Genomic DNA, 16,886 nt, shown 5'->3' with positions numbered 1-16,886 from the left:
AACAAATGGCACGTCATATATGATTCATTGACCTCCCCTTGCGAGCCATATACCTATCATCCATTAAGAATTCGCCCTAAATGAAAGCTGCTGTTAAAGCAAAAGGCCGCCATATCAGGCAAACTCCGCCTCCTCATTTCGACTTCGACCGCGAGACTATGAAGTCCCGAGTTGAGAGCGCGAAGACCAATTTTGTCTGTGTACCCGGATCAGTGAAAAGCGCTGATGACTTTGTCATGTGGTTGAATGCGCAATAAGCGCAATTCAACAGCTGGAGACCACCACACGCCCTTTACTCCAGCTCAGCAGTCGAGATTGGTGACGCCGTAACATCAGATCTCCCTGGTGGGTTAATCCAGGGAGACCTTTCCCAGCTTGCAGAGCGTCTTATCGACTCGTCATGTCTGTGCTTCGATATTCAGCTTCCCTGCACTCAATTTGCGCTTCCCGAACTTTTCGCTTGTCATCGCATACGTAGCGCTCCCCGAGCTCTCAAAACGCATTTAAACGCGCTATAGAGAACCCCCTATCTAGTGAAAAAATGATGCCTTCGGGATTCAACTTTCACTGAATATTGGCTAACCTTTTACGCCTTAAGTAAACACTTACTGAAAGGTGATTCATGGGAGTCAAAATCAACCTAGAGCGTGACGCTCTATTCTCCGATCAAGCTCTTGCTCTTGCCCGTTATTACATTCGTAACGGCGAGACCTCTCCTCAGCAGGCTTTCGCTCGTGCCGCCGAGTGTTACAGCAAGGGTGATGAGGCTTTTGCGCAGCGCATTTATGACTATGTGAGCCGGCAGTGGTTCATGTTCGCCTCCCCTGTGCTCAGCAACTCCTTTGTGCCTGGCCAGAAGCCGGACTCTTTGCCGATCAGCTGCTTCTTGACCTATGTCCCCGACACTCGCGCTGGTCTGGTCGAGCATCAGAGCGAGCTTGCGTGGCTCACTCTCATGGGCGGTGGTGTTGGTGGCCACTGGAGCGACGTTCGTGCTGTATCCAAGAAAGCGCCAGGCCCCCTCCCCTTTGTTGGCGTAGCAGATCGGGCGATGTTGGCTTACAAGCAGGGTGAAACGCGCAAGGGCGCCTATGCTGCCTATCTGGACATCTCTCATCCAGATGTGGCCGAGTTCATCAACGTTCGTGTTCCGACCGGCGGGGACATCAACCGGAAGTTCCTGAATATTCACAATGCGCTGAATATCACCGATGACTTTATGAAGGCAGTCATGGCCGGCGCCAGCTGGGATCTGGTCTGCCCTAAGACGAAAGAGGTTCGGGATACCGTTCCTGCCCGTCATTTGTGGGAGCGCATTCTGGAGATCCGCGGCCGGACCGGCGAGCCGTACTTGAACTTCATCGACACCGCCAACCGCTTCCTGCATCCCCAGCTTGCCGCCAAGGGTCTCAAGATCCGCGGCTCCAACCTCTGCAACGAGATCCATCTGCCGACCGATGAGAAGCGAACCGCAGTGTGTTGTCTTTCCTCTCTGAACCTCGAGAAATGGGACGAGTTCAAGGACGACCCGTTGTTTATCGAAGACCTGGTGCGCCTGCTGGATAACGTTCTGGATGTCTTCATCGAGCATGCGCCGGACGAGCTGTCTCGCGCTCGCTATAGCGCAGAGCGCAGCCGTGATATTGGTTTGGGCGCGATGGGCTTCCACGGCTTGCTGATGCAGAAGGGCATCCCGTTCGAATCAAGCCTTGCTGTCTCTCTGAACCGCCGAGTGTTCGCACACATCTGGACTAAAGCCAAAGAGGCGACTCGCAAGCTGGCAGTAGAGCGCGGCCCCGCCCCGGATCTGACTTCCGAGCGGAACGCTCATGTGCTGGCCATCGCCCCCAATGCGAACAGCTCTATCATCTGCGGCTGCACCCCTTCTATCGAGCCGATCAACAGCAACGCCTTTATGCACCGCACCCGTGCCGGCGCCCACATGATTCGAAACCCCTATCTGGAGCCGGTGCTGGAGAAGCTTGGCCGCAACACAGATGAGGTGTGGAGCAGCATCGTGGCCAACAACGGCTCTGTTGCACATCTGGACTTCCTGGACGATTACACCCGGGACACCTTCAAAACCGCCTTCGAGATTGACCAGCACTGGGTCGTCCAGCATGCCGCCGATCGCCAGATCTACATCTGTCAGGGCCAGAGCGTGAACCTTTTCTTCCCAGCAAAAGCTGACCGCGCCTATGTGAACTCGGTTCACCTCCGCGCCTGGACTTCCGGCCTGAAGGGTCTTTATTACCTGCGCACTAAATCAGCGGGCAATGCCGACAAGGTTGGCGTCCGTATTTCCCGAGTAGAACTGAACACCGAAGAATGCCTGGCTTGCCACGCATAAGGAGCCTATAGATGTCTGTAATTACCCCGAGCCGCACCTACAAGCCGTTTCAGTATCCCTGGGCAATGCAGGCTGCCAACCGTCACGAGCTGATCCACTGGCACGAGGATGAGCTCGACCTGCAGGCTGACGTTAACCAGTGGCAGGACGGCACTCTGCTGCCCCATCACAAGAACCACATCACCCAGATCTTGCGTCTGTTCACCCAGACAGACGCCAACGTTGCGGGCAACTACTGCGACTACTTCATTCCGATTTTCAAGAACAATGAGATCCGGTGCATGCTGCTGGCCTTTGCCGCTCGCGAAGGCATCCATCAGCGGGCGTATGCCTTGCTGAACGACACCCTGGGGCTGCCGGAGAGTGAGTTCACCGCGTTCCTCGAGTACGAGGAGATGGCCGCCAAATCAACGTTTATGACCGACAACCGAGCTGACACTCCTCACGACATTGCTCTGGCTCTGGCCAAGTCGGTCGTGAATGAGGGGGTTGCTTTGTTCTCCGCATTCATCATGCTGCTGACCTACTGCCGGTTCGGCATGATGATGGGCATGACTACGGTCGTTGAGTGGTCAATTCGCGATGAAACCGAACATGTGGATGGGATTTCGAACCTGTTCCGCGAGTACATTCGGGAAAACCCGGAGGTCTTGACCGATGAGTTCAAGTTCTTGGTTTACCAGATGTTCCGTGATGCGGTTGAGCTTGAGGATAAGTTCATCGACCTGGCCTTCTCTCAAGGCGACGCCCCGGGGCTGACTGCTGCTGAGACAAAGGAGTACGTTCGCTATATCGCCAACCGCCGCCTGCTCGGGATCGGGTTCAAGGAGAACTGGATGGAAGTGCAGGACAACCCGTTGCCATGGGTGGCTGAGGTTCTGGGGGACCAGATGTCCAACTTCTTCGAGAAGCGAGTGACGGACTACAGCGTTGTGCCGTTCTCTGGCGATTGGGGCTGGGATACTTTGGCGCCGGTTGAATAACAGAAGAGGGGGCTAAGGCCCCCTCTCTTTATGCTATTCCTCCTTGTCGCCCAAGCTCAATGCCATGAATACTGTTTTGGAGCCTGGTGATTCCTGTACTGCCTCGAAATTGCACTTCCTATAGAAGTCGACAGCACTGGGGACGGCGTCAACGACAAGGGCGACGGCGCCGGCCGTGATTCTGGCCTCAGAGGCCTTCTTGAATGCGATAGCTACCAATGCTCTGCCGATACCGGTTCTTTCACATTCCTCGGTCACGGCGAGCCTGCCAATTCTGAACACCGGCACATCTTTGTACGGCGTTTTATATTTAAGGACTTCTTTGAGGACTGACCCTTGGCACAAAGTGAAGAACCCCAACACACCGTCTTTGTCTACCAGACAGTAAGTGGAGCTAATCCCCAACGCCTGCTCTTGGAGCGCAAACTCGGCAAAAAACCGATTCATGCGCTCCGAAGAGGAGTTGAATTCCATGCTCAAATGTTCAGCGGTCAGCCTTTCGATCTTCGGGTTTTCTGTTTCTTCGGTAGCCATTTAGGATTCCACCATTGATGTTCTCAATAGCGGCTCGCATCTTGGCGTCCAGTTTCGGTGGTTCTGAAATCAGAGTTTCAAACCGTTGGTACGCCTCTTGGCCGAGCGTGGTCACTTTGTGACGATTTATCACATCGTCAGCGACCATTTTGGCTGCGTTCTTTACGAAAGCCGCCATGCTTATGCCTTCGATACAAGCTGCTGTTTCAAACAATTCTTTTAGGGACGGGTCAAGACGCATTTCAAAGCGCGTCGCTGTGTTTTGTACTGTTTTCATGATTTCCATTATTAAGCTCCCCTTGGAGCTGCGCGGCTGATAAAACTAAAGTTGCCTGCGCAAGGATAGTTCGAACCATGTTCGAGCTATGAACGGCCTCTGCAGTTACATGAAGATAGCTAGCATGTAAGAGCTCGAGGGCAAGGGTTTAGGCACTCTCCTTCTGTTATGTGATCGGTATTCGCGACGACTTTATTTCATTGTGTTTTCTCGCAGACATAGGATTTCCCTTGTGCTTTCGGGGTTGGTTTTACCTTGCCGGATCATTGTCCGAGCATATTTTTTATAACGGCCAAATGTCCGTACATTCATAATGTCCCTCACGCCTCTGTTCTGTCAAATGAAATCTTACTAACACTCCGGTTGTCGATTGTTCAGTAAATGCTTACTATAAACCCCTCATCACAAGGAGCCCTTTCATGCTGCAATATCTTGAGCTGGGATCTCAGATTTTGGGGTCTGGCCAGCTACGTGACAACCGGACTGACATTCGCTCCATCGCCATGTTTGGCTCTCGGATGCGCTTCGATCTCTCCGATAACAAGCTCGCTCTGATCACTACCAAAAAGCTGCACCTGAAGAGCGTTATCCATGAGCTTATCTGGATGCTCTCCGGCGACACCAACATTCGCTACCTGAATGATAACGGCGTGACGATATGGGACGAGTGGGCCGACGAGAAAGGCGAACTCGGGCCTGTCTATGGAGCTCAATGGAGAGCCTGGCGCGTTATTGAAGAGACCCCAAACGGTCTCGCCGTCCGAGTCATCGACCAGATCGCAAACCTGATCGATACCTTGCGAAACAACCCTCACGATCGCCGCATGATCGTCACCGCCTGGAACGTTGGTCGCCTGCACGAAATGCGTCTGGCTCCGTGTCACATGATGTTTCAGTGCTTCTCCGATTTAGATCAGGAGACTGGCGAACGACTGCTCTCTATGCAGGTTTACCAACGGTCGGTTGACTACTTCTTGGGCCTCCCTTTCAACCTTATTTTCTACAGTATCCTGGCTCATATGCTTGCCGAACAAACCGGTCATAAGGCTCACGAGCTAATCCATATCGGCGGGGATGTTCACATCTATGAGAACCACATTGATCAGGTCAAGCTCCAGTTATCAAGAGACCCCAAAGATGCCGAAGCAAGGCTAGTTCTAACGCCAAGATCCAGTATCGATGAGTACACATTTGCTGACGTAAATGTCACCGGATACGACGCTCACCCGCACATCAAAGGAGCCGTCGCGGTATGACCGTTCGCCTGATCGCAGCGATGTCGTCGGAAGGGATTATTGGTATCGGCAATGACCTTCCTTGGTCCCTCAAGGACGACCTCAAGCACTTCAAAGCCCTGACAATGGGGAGAGCTGTCGTTATGGGCTCAAAGACCTTTGACAGCATCGGGCACCCTCTCCCCGGGCGACACAACATCGTCATTACCCGCACCCCACGGGCCAATGGCGAAAACCTCACCTTTGTGAAAGAACCCCCGCGCCTTGCGGATGCCGACATCATCGGCGGGGCGCAAATCTATCAACATTACCTGCAAAGTGGCTTGGTAGATGAATTGGTGATTACCTTCGTTGATGCTTGTGTAGCTTCGAAGGGAGGTGGGAAGGTTCATTTTTTCCCAGTTAACTTTTTTTCTTGTTTCGTTCCTTGCTTCATTGAAAGCAAGTTTGAAAGGAACCAAGGAAATGAGCATTCATTCAAGATAGTTAGATACATTCGGAGATAAGTATGAATAAGCTTACCAACTTTCAAATGACCACTCACTTCAACTCTGTTCTCGGCCAGGGCGTGGCTCAGACTCCGATCGTCCCGTCTCTGGGCCAGTGCCGTCTTCGCTTGGCGATGATCAAAGAGGAGTCACAGACCGAGCTATCAAAGGCTTTTGACTCCCGAGATCTCCTGCAGATCGCCGACGCCATCGGCGACAGTCTTGTTACCGTCTACGGCGCGGCCAACGACTGCGGCCTGGATGCTGACGCAATCATGGAGCAGGTCTACCTGTCCAATATGAGCAAGCTCTGTGATACCGAGCAGGATGCTGTCTTCGCGGTTGAGCAGTACCGACTGGGCAATGGCTTCCACGGCAAAACCACCCCAATCAACGCCATGTACCGTGAATCTTCCATCCCGGGCAAGTACGTTGTGTTCGACGGCGAGACAGGCAAAACCTTGAAGGGGCCGTCCTTCTTCGAGCCGAATCTGGAGCACGTTGTTTTCCCTGAAGGTCGCCCGGCCGACCCGTTTGCCCAGCTGCGCACTGTCGCCGAAAGCATTGGTGTTCGTGGCGAGGCCTTGTGGCAGTTCCAGTCTGTTCTCGACCAGATTTCTGTCGCCATGTCCGCCTCTGATCAAGCCGTGCCGATGCAGGCGAAAGAGGCAGAGGTCGTTGAAGAAGTTGAGGCTGTGGAATGATGCGAGTCGGGATCTGCGGCGCTCACCGTGTTGGCAAAAGCACACTTGCCAGGCTGTTGGCTGATCGAATGGCTCTGACCATGATCGATGCCGGCGTCTCGAAGGTTTTTGCCGAGATGGGCCTTTCTCCAAGCTCCACGCTCGACGCAAGCTCGAGGCTCTCCGTTCAAGAACGGATCCTGAAAAAGTTCGAGCAGGTGATGTCTGGCGGTGAGAGGGTGATTATCGACCGGACTCCTATCGACATGGTCGCTTATCTACTGGCTGACATGAATCAACAGCACTACCAGGAGGCCGGCGTCAGTGAGCGAGTTATGGATTACATCAAGGAGTGTTTTGAGACTGCTCGCAAGACCCTTGATTTTGTCATCTACGTCCCGCCTGGCATCCCGCTTGAGCAGGCTGAGGGGAAGGGGCTCATCGACCAAGGGTACATTCAAGCGACCCACTGGCTGATGAAGAGTGCTCTGGCCGACAGTGGCGTCAGGTACGGAACTATGCCGACCGGCATGATCGATCTTGAAACGCGGTGTCAGTGGGCCGAGTCCGCTATCTGTTTCCATCTCTAATTTCGCGCCTAGTGATCAGCGGGTATTTACTGAATGCCCGCTGTGTCTTCTCTAAAATAGAGTTGTAAAAAGCAACACTCGGAGAATCGCTATGTCTTTAGCCCGTCAGCTGAACCAGTCATTACCGTCATCATCTTCGGTAGGTGCGTCCGTTCGAGAGCACTTTATCGGGGAGGTTTCCAAGGTACTTTCGCAACTTAGCCAGGAGCGGAGTCTCGTTCTGGAGAACATGCTCGCCTCCGAGATCTACTGCGCCCAGTTCACAAAAGGGCAGGTGGAGTCGCTGGCAAAAAGCTCGGCATTTCTAATGAGCTCCAGTATCAAGGTCTGGCTCACCGATTCAGATCTCCCCTGCAGTGTGTTTGGGCGTTACTGCGCCATTTTGCGCCTTCGCGCCCCTCTGCCTTTCCCTATCTCGTTTGAGAGCCTGGAGCTGTCCGCCTCGAGCCATTACGGCTCAGCAATCCAGAGCCTTATCAGGGACAGGAGCAATCTCATGCTGCCGGCCGACTTCTCGGCAGAGATCAAGGCGCTAACCAATTGCGACATGCGCGGCTTGAGCACATTTGCCGAATGCCTGGCTCGCTTGGCCAAGTGCGGCCCTGTCTCTAACCAGGTGGCTTTCGATCTGTCCAAAGCCGCAGATCGATTTGTCTCAAATCCGACACAGGTGGACGTCTGATGGAGATTAATCTGCAGGACGAGATAGACCGGAAGGCTCTTGAGACGCTTGAGCTTGTCCTCGACCTTATCTCAGAGGGTGGACTTACCCGGGCGCAGGCTGATGCGCTTCTACACGCGGTTCAGACAGGATTTGGAGGGGTGACGAGCTCCTCCGCAGACATCAACTCCCTGCTTACCGAGGCGAGTCTCTTCGTGGCCGGCTCTCCGGATTGGCAGTGTGTTTACGCCCGCCATTACCGCTGCAGAGATGGCCATCTCTATCGCATGACCATATCCGACTGCACTCTCAAATTCAGCAGAACCGATGCTCCGTCCAGCATGGACTTCGTCCTTGAGTTTGGCTCTCAGCAAGACGCTTTCCGCATGGCCAACCTCAAGCATGAGCAGCTCCGTGAGGCTGGTTTCCGCATCGGCAGGAGAAAGAAATGAAGCCCATTGTTATTACCGGCGTCGATATTGAATCCACTGGTTTCCGGCCGGAAGACGGCCACCGGATCACCGAGGTCGGCGCCATCGTCTACAAAGTTGACCCCGAGACCATGTCTTTTGAGAAGGTGCTTACCTACAGCAAGCTGGTCAATCCGCATCGAACAATCCCGGAAGAGGTTCAGCGCATCACCGGCATCACCCCCGAGCTGGTCCGGAAGGCGCCTGGCTGGGAAGAGGTGGCCATCGATGTCGGCAAGATCTTCAAAGCGACCGACATCATGATCGCCCACAACGCCGACTTCGATGCCCCCTTTATCGCCTATGAGCTGCTCCGAGTTGGCCAGCCGGTTAACCAGGACATGGAGGTCTTCTGCACCATGCAGTCGGGCCGCTTCGCTACGCCTCTGGGCAAGCCTCCTCGCTTGTCCGAGCTGTGTTGGGCGCTAGGGGTGCCGTTCAACTCGGAAGACGCTCACCGAGCCATCTATGACGTCGATCGGATGATGGAGGCGCTTATGGTCGGCATTCAGGCTGGCTATTTCGACCTCAGCGTCTCTGTAGAAAAGGTCGCCCGCGCCAAAGGGCTTCTCGCCGCTTAAGAGATCAAATTGTCACATCCCGCGGCTCAATGCCGCGGTTCTATCCCATCTGCAAGGAGAACCTCCATGTACTTTGTCTTCTGCGACCTGGACGGTTGCATTACCGATAACAGGGCCCGTGCCGACAAGCTTCCTCCTGTTGGCAGCGAGACGGTCGAGGACTGGGAGCCTTTCAACCAGGCATGCGGGCAGGATTTGCCGGTCCCATTCATGATCGATCTGATCAATGTGCTCAGTTCTATCCCCGCCGTGCGAATGTTCTATCTCACCGCCCGGCCGGAGACTGTCCGTGCTCAAACCGTCAACTGGCTCAACCGCTACGATGCTCCGCTTTTGGTACCGCTTCTGATGCGTGATGTTTCTGACCTCCGCCAGAACCATCTCTACAAGGCCGAGGCCATCATGCGCCAGCTGTCCGTCGCTCATGACAACCCGCTGGAGGCTGAGTTCACCGTGATCGATGACGACCCGGCTATCTGTGCCTACATCAAGGGGGTGTTTCGCAATGCCCGGATCCTCAAGCCCCAGACTTTCTGCGCAGCTGTTCTGCGGCGAGCAGATGTAACTGGAGAGCTTACTCCCCCATCCTTGTTAAACTTTGCGGATTTACTGACAGGTAAAGATGCCGAGGATCAGACGGGAGAGTTTGCAGCTTAACGCTACAGGGCGTCATAATGACGCCCTTCGACAATTAAGGTTTAAAATATTATGATTGTCTTGCTATTTTTAAATCAAATTTTTGATTATGTAATCAGCCAGTAAATCATGTTGTAGGGACATGCTTTTCATTAGATCTTTTTGCGGCTTGGACCAAGCGCCTCTGGCTAATACCCCTCTAGTCGGCGACACCGTGTCGAGATAACGAAGTGGAACCCCTTGCAGGATACTATCTGGAGCCATAACATTAAGATCCTCAATCTTAGCGATTGGAGTATCAGGGGTAAATGCTGGTATAGGAGGATACGTAGTGATCGCTGACAATTTTGAGCGAAGTTCGTTTTTTACCGCATCAATTATTTTATCCCTATGAGCTGCGTCCGCAGCTATCTCTCCTGGAATCGCCTGGCCATTCTGTCTTCTTGTGTCAAATCCATTAAAAATCCAGCCTCCAAACTTTGGAGCACCTTTATGGTTGATTAACGGGTTGCTGAGGGAAGAGTTCCTTTTAACCCCCTGCTCCCAGTCATCTCTGAATTTCGGCAATGTCTCGCCAATAAGTCCGATGCAATAAGATGAAAACACATCAGCCGTGCATGGAACCAAGTAGTAGTCAGAACAGTACAGTGCCGACCTAACTATTGTATTAAACGATGGAGGAACATCAATAAGAACGTAATCATATACACAATCGTTTGTTTCTTGAGCTTTAATAGCAATCAGGCTAGGAATTAAAAATCTAGTTATTGCATTACCAGCAATTAAGTCTGTACCTACACTTATTATATCTGATAGGTTATTTAACCAGAAATCACCAGGAACTATATCTAATCTTCCCGCACCATTCTCCATCTTGTGTAATGGTTGAAATGTATGCACAACAGGAGTTATATCCTGTTGGATAAATGGTTGGCAGAATGCTCTTATTGTTTGACCGTAAGGGTTGGCTTTATCTTTATTCAATAGGCTTGAAAATTTCTTTTCTCCAAGCAAGGCTATTGATAGGTTGCACTGTGGATCAAAATCTATCAATAAAACCGACTTCCCTTTCGCCGATAAAGATACGCTTAAATTCCAAGTCAAGGTCGTTTTACCAACCCCTCCTTTGTTATTAAATAATGATATGGTTTTCATTTCATCCTTTCTTGTAAGTTACATGAGGGGTTTTAAGCTTATATCATATACGAGGTATTTCCTAGAACTGTAGAGCCGCTAACGACGGTAACAGATTAGCCACATTACGAATCTGTTAGTCTGATTCATTATTACCGCTGCCTTGTTCATGAAGGGCGAACGCGATTAACTCCGATTCAGTTCAGCGAAAATGCACTCAGTCGAAAGAGACTGCTTAACGCTAACACTGAACAAGGAGTAAACCATGAACGCACTTGATAAGGCTCTCGCCTCCCTCGAACTTGATGATGTTGTTGCACCGGCCGAAGCCCAGAGCTCTGCTGATGCAGATCTGGATGCGCTGGAGGCTATTCTCAGCGCTGATGTGAGCGATTCTGACGTCGCCACAGCTGTTGCTGAATCTTCCCCTGACGAAGTTATTCAGGCTGTCACCGAAACGCTCTCAGAAGCCCCTGCAGCTGATGCTGTGCCCGACACACTGGTCTCTGACTTGGATGACCTGGAGGCTTTGCTTGGCGCTGATGTTGTTGCTGTTCCAGCGTCCACGATCGAAGAGGTCGCTCAAGAGCTGGCCATGGTTGAGACACGCGAAGAGCTTTATGCCGAAACCGATGCTGACGCTGCCGGCGCAGCTGACCTTGTTGTCGAGACTGAGGCTGCTCCGGCCGAAAAGGAGAAGCCGGCCAAGATAAAAGCCCGCGCTCATGGCGCATCCAAGCCCTCCGCTGCGCTCATTGCTCGACTCGGTAGCGTGGAGGCGGTAGAGGCTCACCTGCACATCGATGCCAGCGACGGAACACTGTCTCGCGCCGACCTGTCCACGCTGATCAAGTCTCGAATGGAAGACCTCGATGGCCTGCCGAAGAAGGTAGGCGAGAAGGCTGTAAACCTCATTGCTCACATTGCCGGCGGCGCCGGGTTGTCCTGCTATACCCGCATCGCCCTGGAGATGCTTCTGGAGTCCGGCGAGCTCACCAGCAAGGCGCTGTACGAGCGTTATAAGGCTCGCCCATACAGCGAGGGCACCAGCCGTTCTCAGTGTGGCCAGCTGATGCAGCTCTTGCCCGCGATGGGTATAGCAGAGCGCCCTGTCCCTGGCTCCCTTGTTCTTATCAAGGACAGCCCGATCGCCGAGTCACTGCGCTCCCTGATTGGAAAGGCTGCATAACCTGACGAATAGCCCTGCATGGTCGGGGCTATGTAGACAATTTGATATGAGGGATGGCGCTTGAAATATCTCATTCGCGCAGGCTACAGGCTCTACCAGGGACACCTCTACATTGATGGACGGCTTTGTCTGTGCATATGGGCCGTGGCCAGAGATATTGATTGCGCCCTCTATGCGATGTCCCAACGGTACAGAGCTCCGTATTCCAGTGTTCGTGTAACGGACGTCGTTCTGGCGGAAGAGCAGGATATTTCACACCACCCCTTCCCAGAGGGGATAGTAGATCCGGATTGCGCAGTGCTGCTGATCAAGTAAAGGCAGCCTGTTTTGATGGCCGAAGTATGCCATCTTGCTTAAGTACAACGAGCGTCGTTGTTACCTCCAACCTCGAGATCGAGGTGTTCAGTACGGCCCATCATTGATGGGCCTTTTTTCGTTTATCAGGATGCGGGGGTGACCTGGCTGACGGAGATTATGCCGCGGTCCCAGATGATTTGATGGAGAGAGGAAGGGATGATGCTGGTGATCAGTCGTGGCGTGAACAGGCCCCAACAGATTCCGCCCGGGTTCCGCACAGATCGATATGTCACACCAATCTCGTTACCCGCCCTAAGCTGAGCGCCGAACTCCTGCGCCGGCTGGTAATCCGTTGGGTGATAATACGGATGGCTGTCTGGCAGGCCCGTAATATCAGTAAAAACGGCGCCGGCTATTTCGGTGGCCAAGCAGCGGTACTCGAAACGCTCGAACTTGAGTTCTGGCACGTTTCTCCAATAGCGCTCGCAGTGATATTTGATTTCCGAGATCGCAGTGTCTTTGCTGTCGCCTATGTAGTAGACGCCATATTCACCGTTTGAGAACCGACTCCCTTCGGGATTTACATGAGTGAAGGCCGCCATTGCGTAATTGGCCCCGGGGATCCCCAGAACCCATTCGCTACGCGGCAAAAGCGCAAGGTTGCCCACCTCATTTGCCAAACGTGGGTTTGTTATCTCTTGAATTTCAAAGAGAATATCAAATTCTTCCGGACTGGCCACATCATCGAAGATGTCGATCGTGGGATACTTGGTATGAATGAGGCGGTAGCCCTTGATTGGAACTACCGCCGTTCTCGGGATCCCGTCTTGAATCATCCAGCCATGCCCCCGCGCAAGACATCAACGCGCTTGGCCACTTCATGCAGACTACCAAAGTCTCCGCTCTCGATGATGGAGAGGGGAGTTGCTCCATTGAAGAAGGCGTTGTTGTTCTTCATGGACATGAAGCCGTAAGTGTTCTCCGGGTTGCTAAACACGATTCGCAATGCGGAGTGCATGTTGAGCAGGTAGCTTATCCTGGTCAGCTGGTCTCGGCTCAGAGAGGCGCTTTTTGTTCCTTCGTCCCGATACCGGTAGAAGGTGGCCTTGGAGAGCTGCAGAATGTTCTGTTGCTGTTCGGGGGTGCATCCCCATTTGTCCAGGATCTTCATGGCAGCTCTGACTGCGATGAGATCGCGGTTCCCGCCGGCACTTGCTGCGGGGCTCAGATGCTTGTTCATATGATTTCCTTGGTATTACTGGCTTTTCACAGTCTCAGCGTAAACCAATTGATCATTTTTGTCTAACAAGAGACTTGTTCACTATTGCGGGAATGAGCTTCAATCGCTCTACAATCGCTCCGCCGTCATTCTTTGCGTTCAGCTATTGCTTACTGAACAAGATCGTTTATATTCACGCTCGAAGCGATACCCATCGCGACTAAAACTAACGTTACAGTTCAGAGTTGAACACATGGATATGTCATTCCCACAGCGCCAGAAGCAAGCAGCGCCTCAACCAAAGACCCGGGCCGACTGGCTCATTCACTTCCGTCGCGCCAAGTGGGGGAGCCCGCAGAATTCGGAAAAAATCGTACGCTAAGGTTTTCCGGGCATCCGTAAGGGCCGAAACTTCCCGTCTTCCAGTCTGCGGCTCTGCCGCCAGACGTAATCGCCGGTTAGGTTGATGTGCTCCCAGCCCAGCGGCGACAGGAATTGCAGCAGCTCGCCGTCCACCGGCTTGCCGGCCTCGACCAACCCCTGGGTGGCGCGTTCCAGGTACACCGTGTTCCACAGCACGATAGCCGCCGTCACCAGGTTGAGGCCGCTGGCCCGGTAGCGCTGCTGCTCGAAGCTCCGATCCCTGATTTCCCCAAGGCGGTTGAAGAACACCGCCCTGGCCAGCGAGTTGCGCGCCTCACCTTTGTTCAGGCCGGCATGCACGCGGCGGCGCAGTTCAACACTTTGCAGCCAGTCCAGGATGAACAGCGTGCGCTCGATCCGGCCCAGCTCGCGCAGGGCCACGGCCAGTCCGTTCTGGCGCGGGTAGCTGCCGAGCTTGCGCAGCATCAGCGAGGCGGTGACGGTGCCCTGCTTGATCGAGCTGGCCAGGCGCAGGATGTCGTCCCAGTGGGCACGCACGTGCTTGATGTTCAGGGTGCCGCCGATCAGCGGGCGCAACGTCGGGTAGGCTTGCACGCCCTGCGGCACGTACAGCTTGGTTTCGCCGAGGTCGCGGATGCGCGGCGCGAAGCGGAAGCCTAGCAGGTGCATCAGGGCAAAGACGTGATCGGTGAAGCCGGCCGTGTCGGTGTAGTGCTCCTCGATCCGCAGGTCGGACTCGTGGTACAGCAGGCCGTCGAGCACATAGGTGGAATCGCGGACGCCGACATTCACCACGCGGGTGCTGAACGGCGCGTACTGGTCGGAGATATGGGTATAGAACAGCCGTCCCGGCTCGCTACCGTACTTCGGGTTGACGTGCCCGGTGCTCTCGCCCCGGCCACCCGCGCGGAAGCGCTGGCCATCGGAGGATGAGGTCGTGCCGTCGCCCCAGTGGGCGGCAAAGGCGTGGCGATACTGGTGGTTGACCAGCTCGGCCAAGGCCGCCGAATAGGTTTCGTCGCGGATGTGCCAGGCTTGCAGCCAGGACAGCTTGGCGTAGGTCAGGCCGGGGCTCGACTCGGCCATCTTGGTCAGCCCGAGGTTGATCGCATCACCGAGGATTGCGGACAGCAGCAACGTCCTGTCTTTGGCCTCGGCCCCGTCCTTCAAGTGGGTGAAGTGGCGGCTGAAGCCCGTCCAGTCGTCCACGTCCATCAGCAGTTCGGTGATCTTGATGCGCGGCAGTAACTGGCTGGTTTGGTCGATCAGCGCCTGCGCCCGATCCGGCACCGCCGCATCCAGCGGGGTGATTTTCAGCCCTGACTCGGTGAGGATGGCATCGGGCAGCTCGTTGTCCTTGGCCAGGCGGGTGACGGTGGCCAACTGCTCGTCCAGCAGCTGCAAACGCTCTTCCAGGTACTGGTCGCTGTTCGGGTTGATCGCCAGGGGCAGGGCCTGCTCGCGCTTGAGTGCGGCGAACTTCTCGGCCGGCAGCAGGTAGTCGTCGAAGTCGCGGAACTGCCGCGAGCCCTTGACCCAGATGTCGCCGGAGCGCAGGGCGTTCTTCAGCTCGGACAGGGCGCAGATTTCGTAGAATTTCCGGTCGAGGCCTTCCGGGGTGATCACCAGCGGCTTCCAGCGCGGCTTGATGAAGGCCGTGGGTGCATCGGCCGGCACCTTGCGCAGGTTGTCGGCGTTCATCTCACGCAGGGTCTGCACGGCTGCCAGCACGCCTTGCGCGGCCGGCCCGTGCTGTTCCCCAACTTTTCGCTCGGCGAAGAGTATGAACATGCGCCGCCGGCGACGAATCGCCAAATCTCACCGTATCTCCCGAGCGGACGATTTCGCACCGGTCTGCCCGTCGAAGGGCTTGCGATCGAACGGGGCGACCTTTTCTATGCATGTCCGCGAGCCAGCGTCTTTTATGGCACGGCGCTCGACGCCGACCTTCGGACGCGCGGCGTAAGCACGCTTGTCATGGCCGGGATAAGCACCACCGGCGTTGTTCTTTCAAGCGTCGCCTGGGCTAGTGATGCGGACTACGACGTGCGTTTGGTCCAGGACTGCTGCTACGACCCGGATCGGGATGCCCACGAAGCTCTGTTGCGTTCCGGGTTCGGCGGACGTGTACAGGTCGTGTAATTTTCGGGCCTCGCATGATCGCGGCCATAGCCGCAGGTGGATTGGTGCGAGGCAGGGCCAGTCCAAGTCAGGGTGCGGTCATCGCGGCGCCTGCAACTCTCAAAAACCCATCGCCGTAGCGGAGGTCTTGTAATCGCATGTCATTACGCACGCCCGATTTATTGTTCACAGCGATAGCACCTGCCATTTGGGGCAGCACCTACATTGTCACCACCCAATACCTGCCGAACTTCTCACCGATGACGGTCGCGATGCTGCGGGCGTTGCCGGCGGGTTTATTGCTCGTGATGATCGTCCGACAGATTCCAACGGGAATCTGGTGGATGCGCATCTTCATCCTCGGCGCACTTAATATTTCGCTATTCTGGAGCTTGTTGTTTATTTCGGTCTACCGCCTGCCGGGCGGGGTCGCGGCGACGGTAGGCGCTGTGCAGCCGCTGATGGTCGTGTTCATCTCTGCCGCTCTGCTAGGTAGCCCGATACGATTGATGGCGGTCCTGGGGGCTATTTGCGGAACTGCGGGCGTGGCGCTGTTGGTGTTGACACCAAACGCAGCGCTAGATCCTGTCGGCGTCGCAGCGGGCCTGGCGGGGGCGGTTTCCATGGCGTTCGGAACCGTGCTGACCCGCAAGTGGCAACCTCCCGTGCCTCTGCTCACCTTTACCGCCTGGCAACTGGCGGCCGGAGGACTTCTGCTCGTTCCAGTAGCTTTAGTGTTTGATCCGCCAATCCCGATGCCTACAGGAACCAATGTTCTCGGCCTGGCGTGGCTCGGCCTGATCGGAGCGGGTTTAACCTACTTCCTTTGGTTCCGGGGGATCTCGCGACTCGAACCTACAGTTGTTTCCTTACTGGGCTTTCTCAGCCCGGGGACCGCCGTGTTGCTAGGATGGTTGTTCTTGGATCAGACGCTGAGTGCGCTTCAAATCATCGGCGTCCTGCTCGTGATCGGGAGTATCTGGCTGGGCCAACGTTCCAACCGCACTCCTAGGGCGCGTATAGCTTGCCGGAAGTCGCCTTGACCCGCATGGCA

At 54.8% G+C, this 16,886-nt stretch carries 18 protein-coding genes and 1 pseudogene; 13 read left to right on the top strand and 6 right to left on the bottom strand.

The annotated features are described in order from the left end of the window. Nucleotides 1-622: 622 nt before the first annotated feature. Together I6L47_RS21910 and I6L47_RS21905 are read left to right on the top strand one after the other, a co-directional pair. Nucleotides 623-2,350, top strand: a complete 1,728-nt coding sequence (locus tag I6L47_RS21910; protein ID WP_216949425.1) for a ribonucleoside-diphosphate reductase subunit alpha — start codon at nucleotides 623-625, stop codon at nucleotides 2,348-2,350. Nucleotides 2,351-2,361: 11 nt separating this feature from the next. Further along, nucleotides 2,362-3,333: a ribonucleotide-diphosphate reductase subunit beta gene (locus tag I6L47_RS21905; protein ID WP_216949424.1), complete on the top strand. Its 972-nt coding sequence runs from the start codon at nucleotides 2,362-2,364 to the stop codon at nucleotides 3,331-3,333. Nucleotides 3,334-3,366: 33 nt separating this feature from the next. Here I6L47_RS21905 and I6L47_RS21900 read toward each other — a convergent pair whose 3' ends face one another. Further along, on the bottom strand, nucleotides 3,367-3,867 hold the full coding sequence (locus tag I6L47_RS21900) for a GNAT family N-acetyltransferase (RefSeq protein ID WP_139495271.1): 501 nt from the start codon (nucleotides 3,865-3,867) through the stop codon (nucleotides 3,367-3,369). Beyond that, nucleotides 3,818-4,153, bottom strand: a complete 336-nt coding sequence (locus I6L47_RS21895; protein ID WP_139495270.1) for a DUF1778 domain-containing protein — start codon at nucleotides 4,151-4,153, stop codon at nucleotides 3,818-3,820. The genes I6L47_RS21900 and I6L47_RS21895 overlap by 50 nt, the downstream gene beginning before the upstream one ends. A 410-nt stretch (nucleotides 4,154-4,563) precedes the next feature. Between I6L47_RS21895 and I6L47_RS21890 the strand changes: the two genes are divergently transcribed. From I6L47_RS21890 to I6L47_RS21855, 8 genes are all read left to right on the top strand, one after another. Continuing rightward, entirely contained in the window at nucleotides 4,564-5,400 is an 837-nt protein-coding gene (locus I6L47_RS21890; RefSeq protein ID WP_216949423.1) for a thymidylate synthase, read from the top strand. Continuing rightward, nucleotides 5,397-5,885 carry a dihydrofolate reductase gene (locus tag I6L47_RS21885; protein ID WP_216949422.1) on the top strand — a complete coding sequence of 163 codons (489 nt, stop codon included), beginning with the start codon at nucleotides 5,397-5,399 and terminating at the stop codon, nucleotides 5,883-5,885. Before I6L47_RS21890 ends, I6L47_RS21885 begins: the two co-directional genes overlap by 4 nt. A 2-nt stretch (nucleotides 5,886-5,887) precedes the next feature. After that, nucleotides 5,888-6,571 (top strand): nucleoside triphosphate pyrophosphohydrolase family protein, encoded by a 684-nt coding sequence (locus I6L47_RS21880; protein ID WP_139495267.1) that lies wholly within the window; start codon nucleotides 5,888-5,890, stop codon nucleotides 6,569-6,571. Beyond that, a complete protein-coding gene (locus tag I6L47_RS21875) occupies nucleotides 6,568-7,140 on the top strand; it encodes an AAA family ATPase (protein WP_139495266.1) in 573 nt (190 codons plus the stop codon). The genes I6L47_RS21880 and I6L47_RS21875 overlap by 4 nt, the downstream gene beginning before the upstream one ends. A gap of 91 nt (nucleotides 7,141-7,231) precedes the next feature. After that, nucleotides 7,232-7,822 carry a hypothetical protein gene (locus I6L47_RS21870; RefSeq protein WP_139495265.1) on the top strand — a complete coding sequence of 197 codons (591 nt, stop codon included), beginning with the start codon at nucleotides 7,232-7,234 and terminating at the stop codon, nucleotides 7,820-7,822. After that, on the top strand, nucleotides 7,822-8,253 hold the full coding sequence (locus I6L47_RS21865) for a hypothetical protein (RefSeq protein ID WP_139495264.1): 432 nt from the start codon (nucleotides 7,822-7,824) through the stop codon (nucleotides 8,251-8,253). The genes I6L47_RS21870 and I6L47_RS21865 overlap by 1 nt, the downstream gene beginning before the upstream one ends. Further along, on the top strand, nucleotides 8,250-8,852 hold the full coding sequence (locus tag I6L47_RS21860; protein ID WP_216949421.1) for a 3'-5' exonuclease: 603 nt from the start codon (nucleotides 8,250-8,252) through the stop codon (nucleotides 8,850-8,852). The genes I6L47_RS21865 and I6L47_RS21860 overlap by 4 nt, the downstream gene beginning before the upstream one ends. A gap of 66 nt (nucleotides 8,853-8,918) precedes the next feature. Next, entirely contained in the window at nucleotides 8,919-9,509 is a 591-nt protein-coding gene (locus tag I6L47_RS21855) for a hypothetical protein (RefSeq protein ID WP_139495262.1), read from the top strand. 69 nt (nucleotides 9,510-9,578) lie between these two features. Here the strand turns inward: I6L47_RS21855 and I6L47_RS21850 are convergent, their stop codons facing one another. Continuing rightward, nucleotides 9,579-10,643: a ParA family protein gene (locus tag I6L47_RS21850; protein ID WP_139495261.1), complete on the bottom strand. Its 1,065-nt coding sequence runs from the start codon at nucleotides 10,641-10,643 to the stop codon at nucleotides 9,579-9,581. A gap of 244 nt (nucleotides 10,644-10,887) precedes the next feature. On the opposite strand from I6L47_RS21850, the gene I6L47_RS21845 reads away from it, so the two are divergent. Beyond that, nucleotides 10,888-11,811 (top strand): hypothetical protein, encoded by a 924-nt coding sequence (locus I6L47_RS21845; protein WP_139495260.1) that lies wholly within the window; start codon nucleotides 10,888-10,890, stop codon nucleotides 11,809-11,811. Between the two features lie 440 nt (nucleotides 11,812-12,251). Here the strand turns inward: I6L47_RS21845 and I6L47_RS21840 are convergent, their stop codons facing one another. The 3 genes and pseudogenes from I6L47_RS21840 to I6L47_RS21830 form a co-directional block, all read right to left on the bottom strand. Next, entirely contained in the window at nucleotides 12,252-12,944 is a 693-nt protein-coding gene (locus tag I6L47_RS21840; RefSeq protein ID WP_139495259.1) for an RES family NAD+ phosphorylase, read from the bottom strand. Beyond that, nucleotides 12,941-13,348, bottom strand: a complete 408-nt coding sequence (locus I6L47_RS21835; protein WP_139495258.1) for an antitoxin Xre-like helix-turn-helix domain-containing protein — start codon at nucleotides 13,346-13,348, stop codon at nucleotides 12,941-12,943. Before I6L47_RS21835 ends, I6L47_RS21840 begins: the two co-directional genes overlap by 4 nt. Nucleotides 13,349-13,705: 357 nt before the next feature. After that, nucleotides 13,706-15,457 (bottom strand): annotated as a pseudogene (locus tag I6L47_RS21830) (Tn3-like element TnAs1 family transposase); the annotation flags it as partial. A 3-nt stretch (nucleotides 15,458-15,460) separates the two neighbouring features. Here I6L47_RS21830 and I6L47_RS21825 point away from each other — a divergent pair. Together I6L47_RS21825 and I6L47_RS21820 are read left to right on the top strand one after the other, a co-directional pair. After that, a complete protein-coding gene (locus I6L47_RS21825) occupies nucleotides 15,461-15,853 on the top strand; it encodes a cysteine hydrolase family protein (protein ID WP_001351729.1) in 393 nt (130 codons plus the stop codon). A gap of 137 nt (nucleotides 15,854-15,990) precedes the next feature. After that, on the top strand, nucleotides 15,991-16,875 hold the full coding sequence (locus I6L47_RS21820; RefSeq protein ID WP_000058717.1) for a DMT family transporter: 885 nt from the start codon (nucleotides 15,991-15,993) through the stop codon (nucleotides 16,873-16,875). Nucleotides 16,876-16,886: the final 11 nt, after the last annotated feature.

Source organism: Aeromonas sp. FDAARGOS 1417 (assembly GCF_019046985.1).
Taxonomy (GTDB): domain Bacteria; phylum Pseudomonadota; class Gammaproteobacteria; order Enterobacterales; family Aeromonadaceae; genus Aeromonas; species Aeromonas veronii.
The sequence above is the reverse complement of the archived record's forward strand: the minus strand, read 5'-3'. Positions and strand labels throughout refer to the sequence as shown.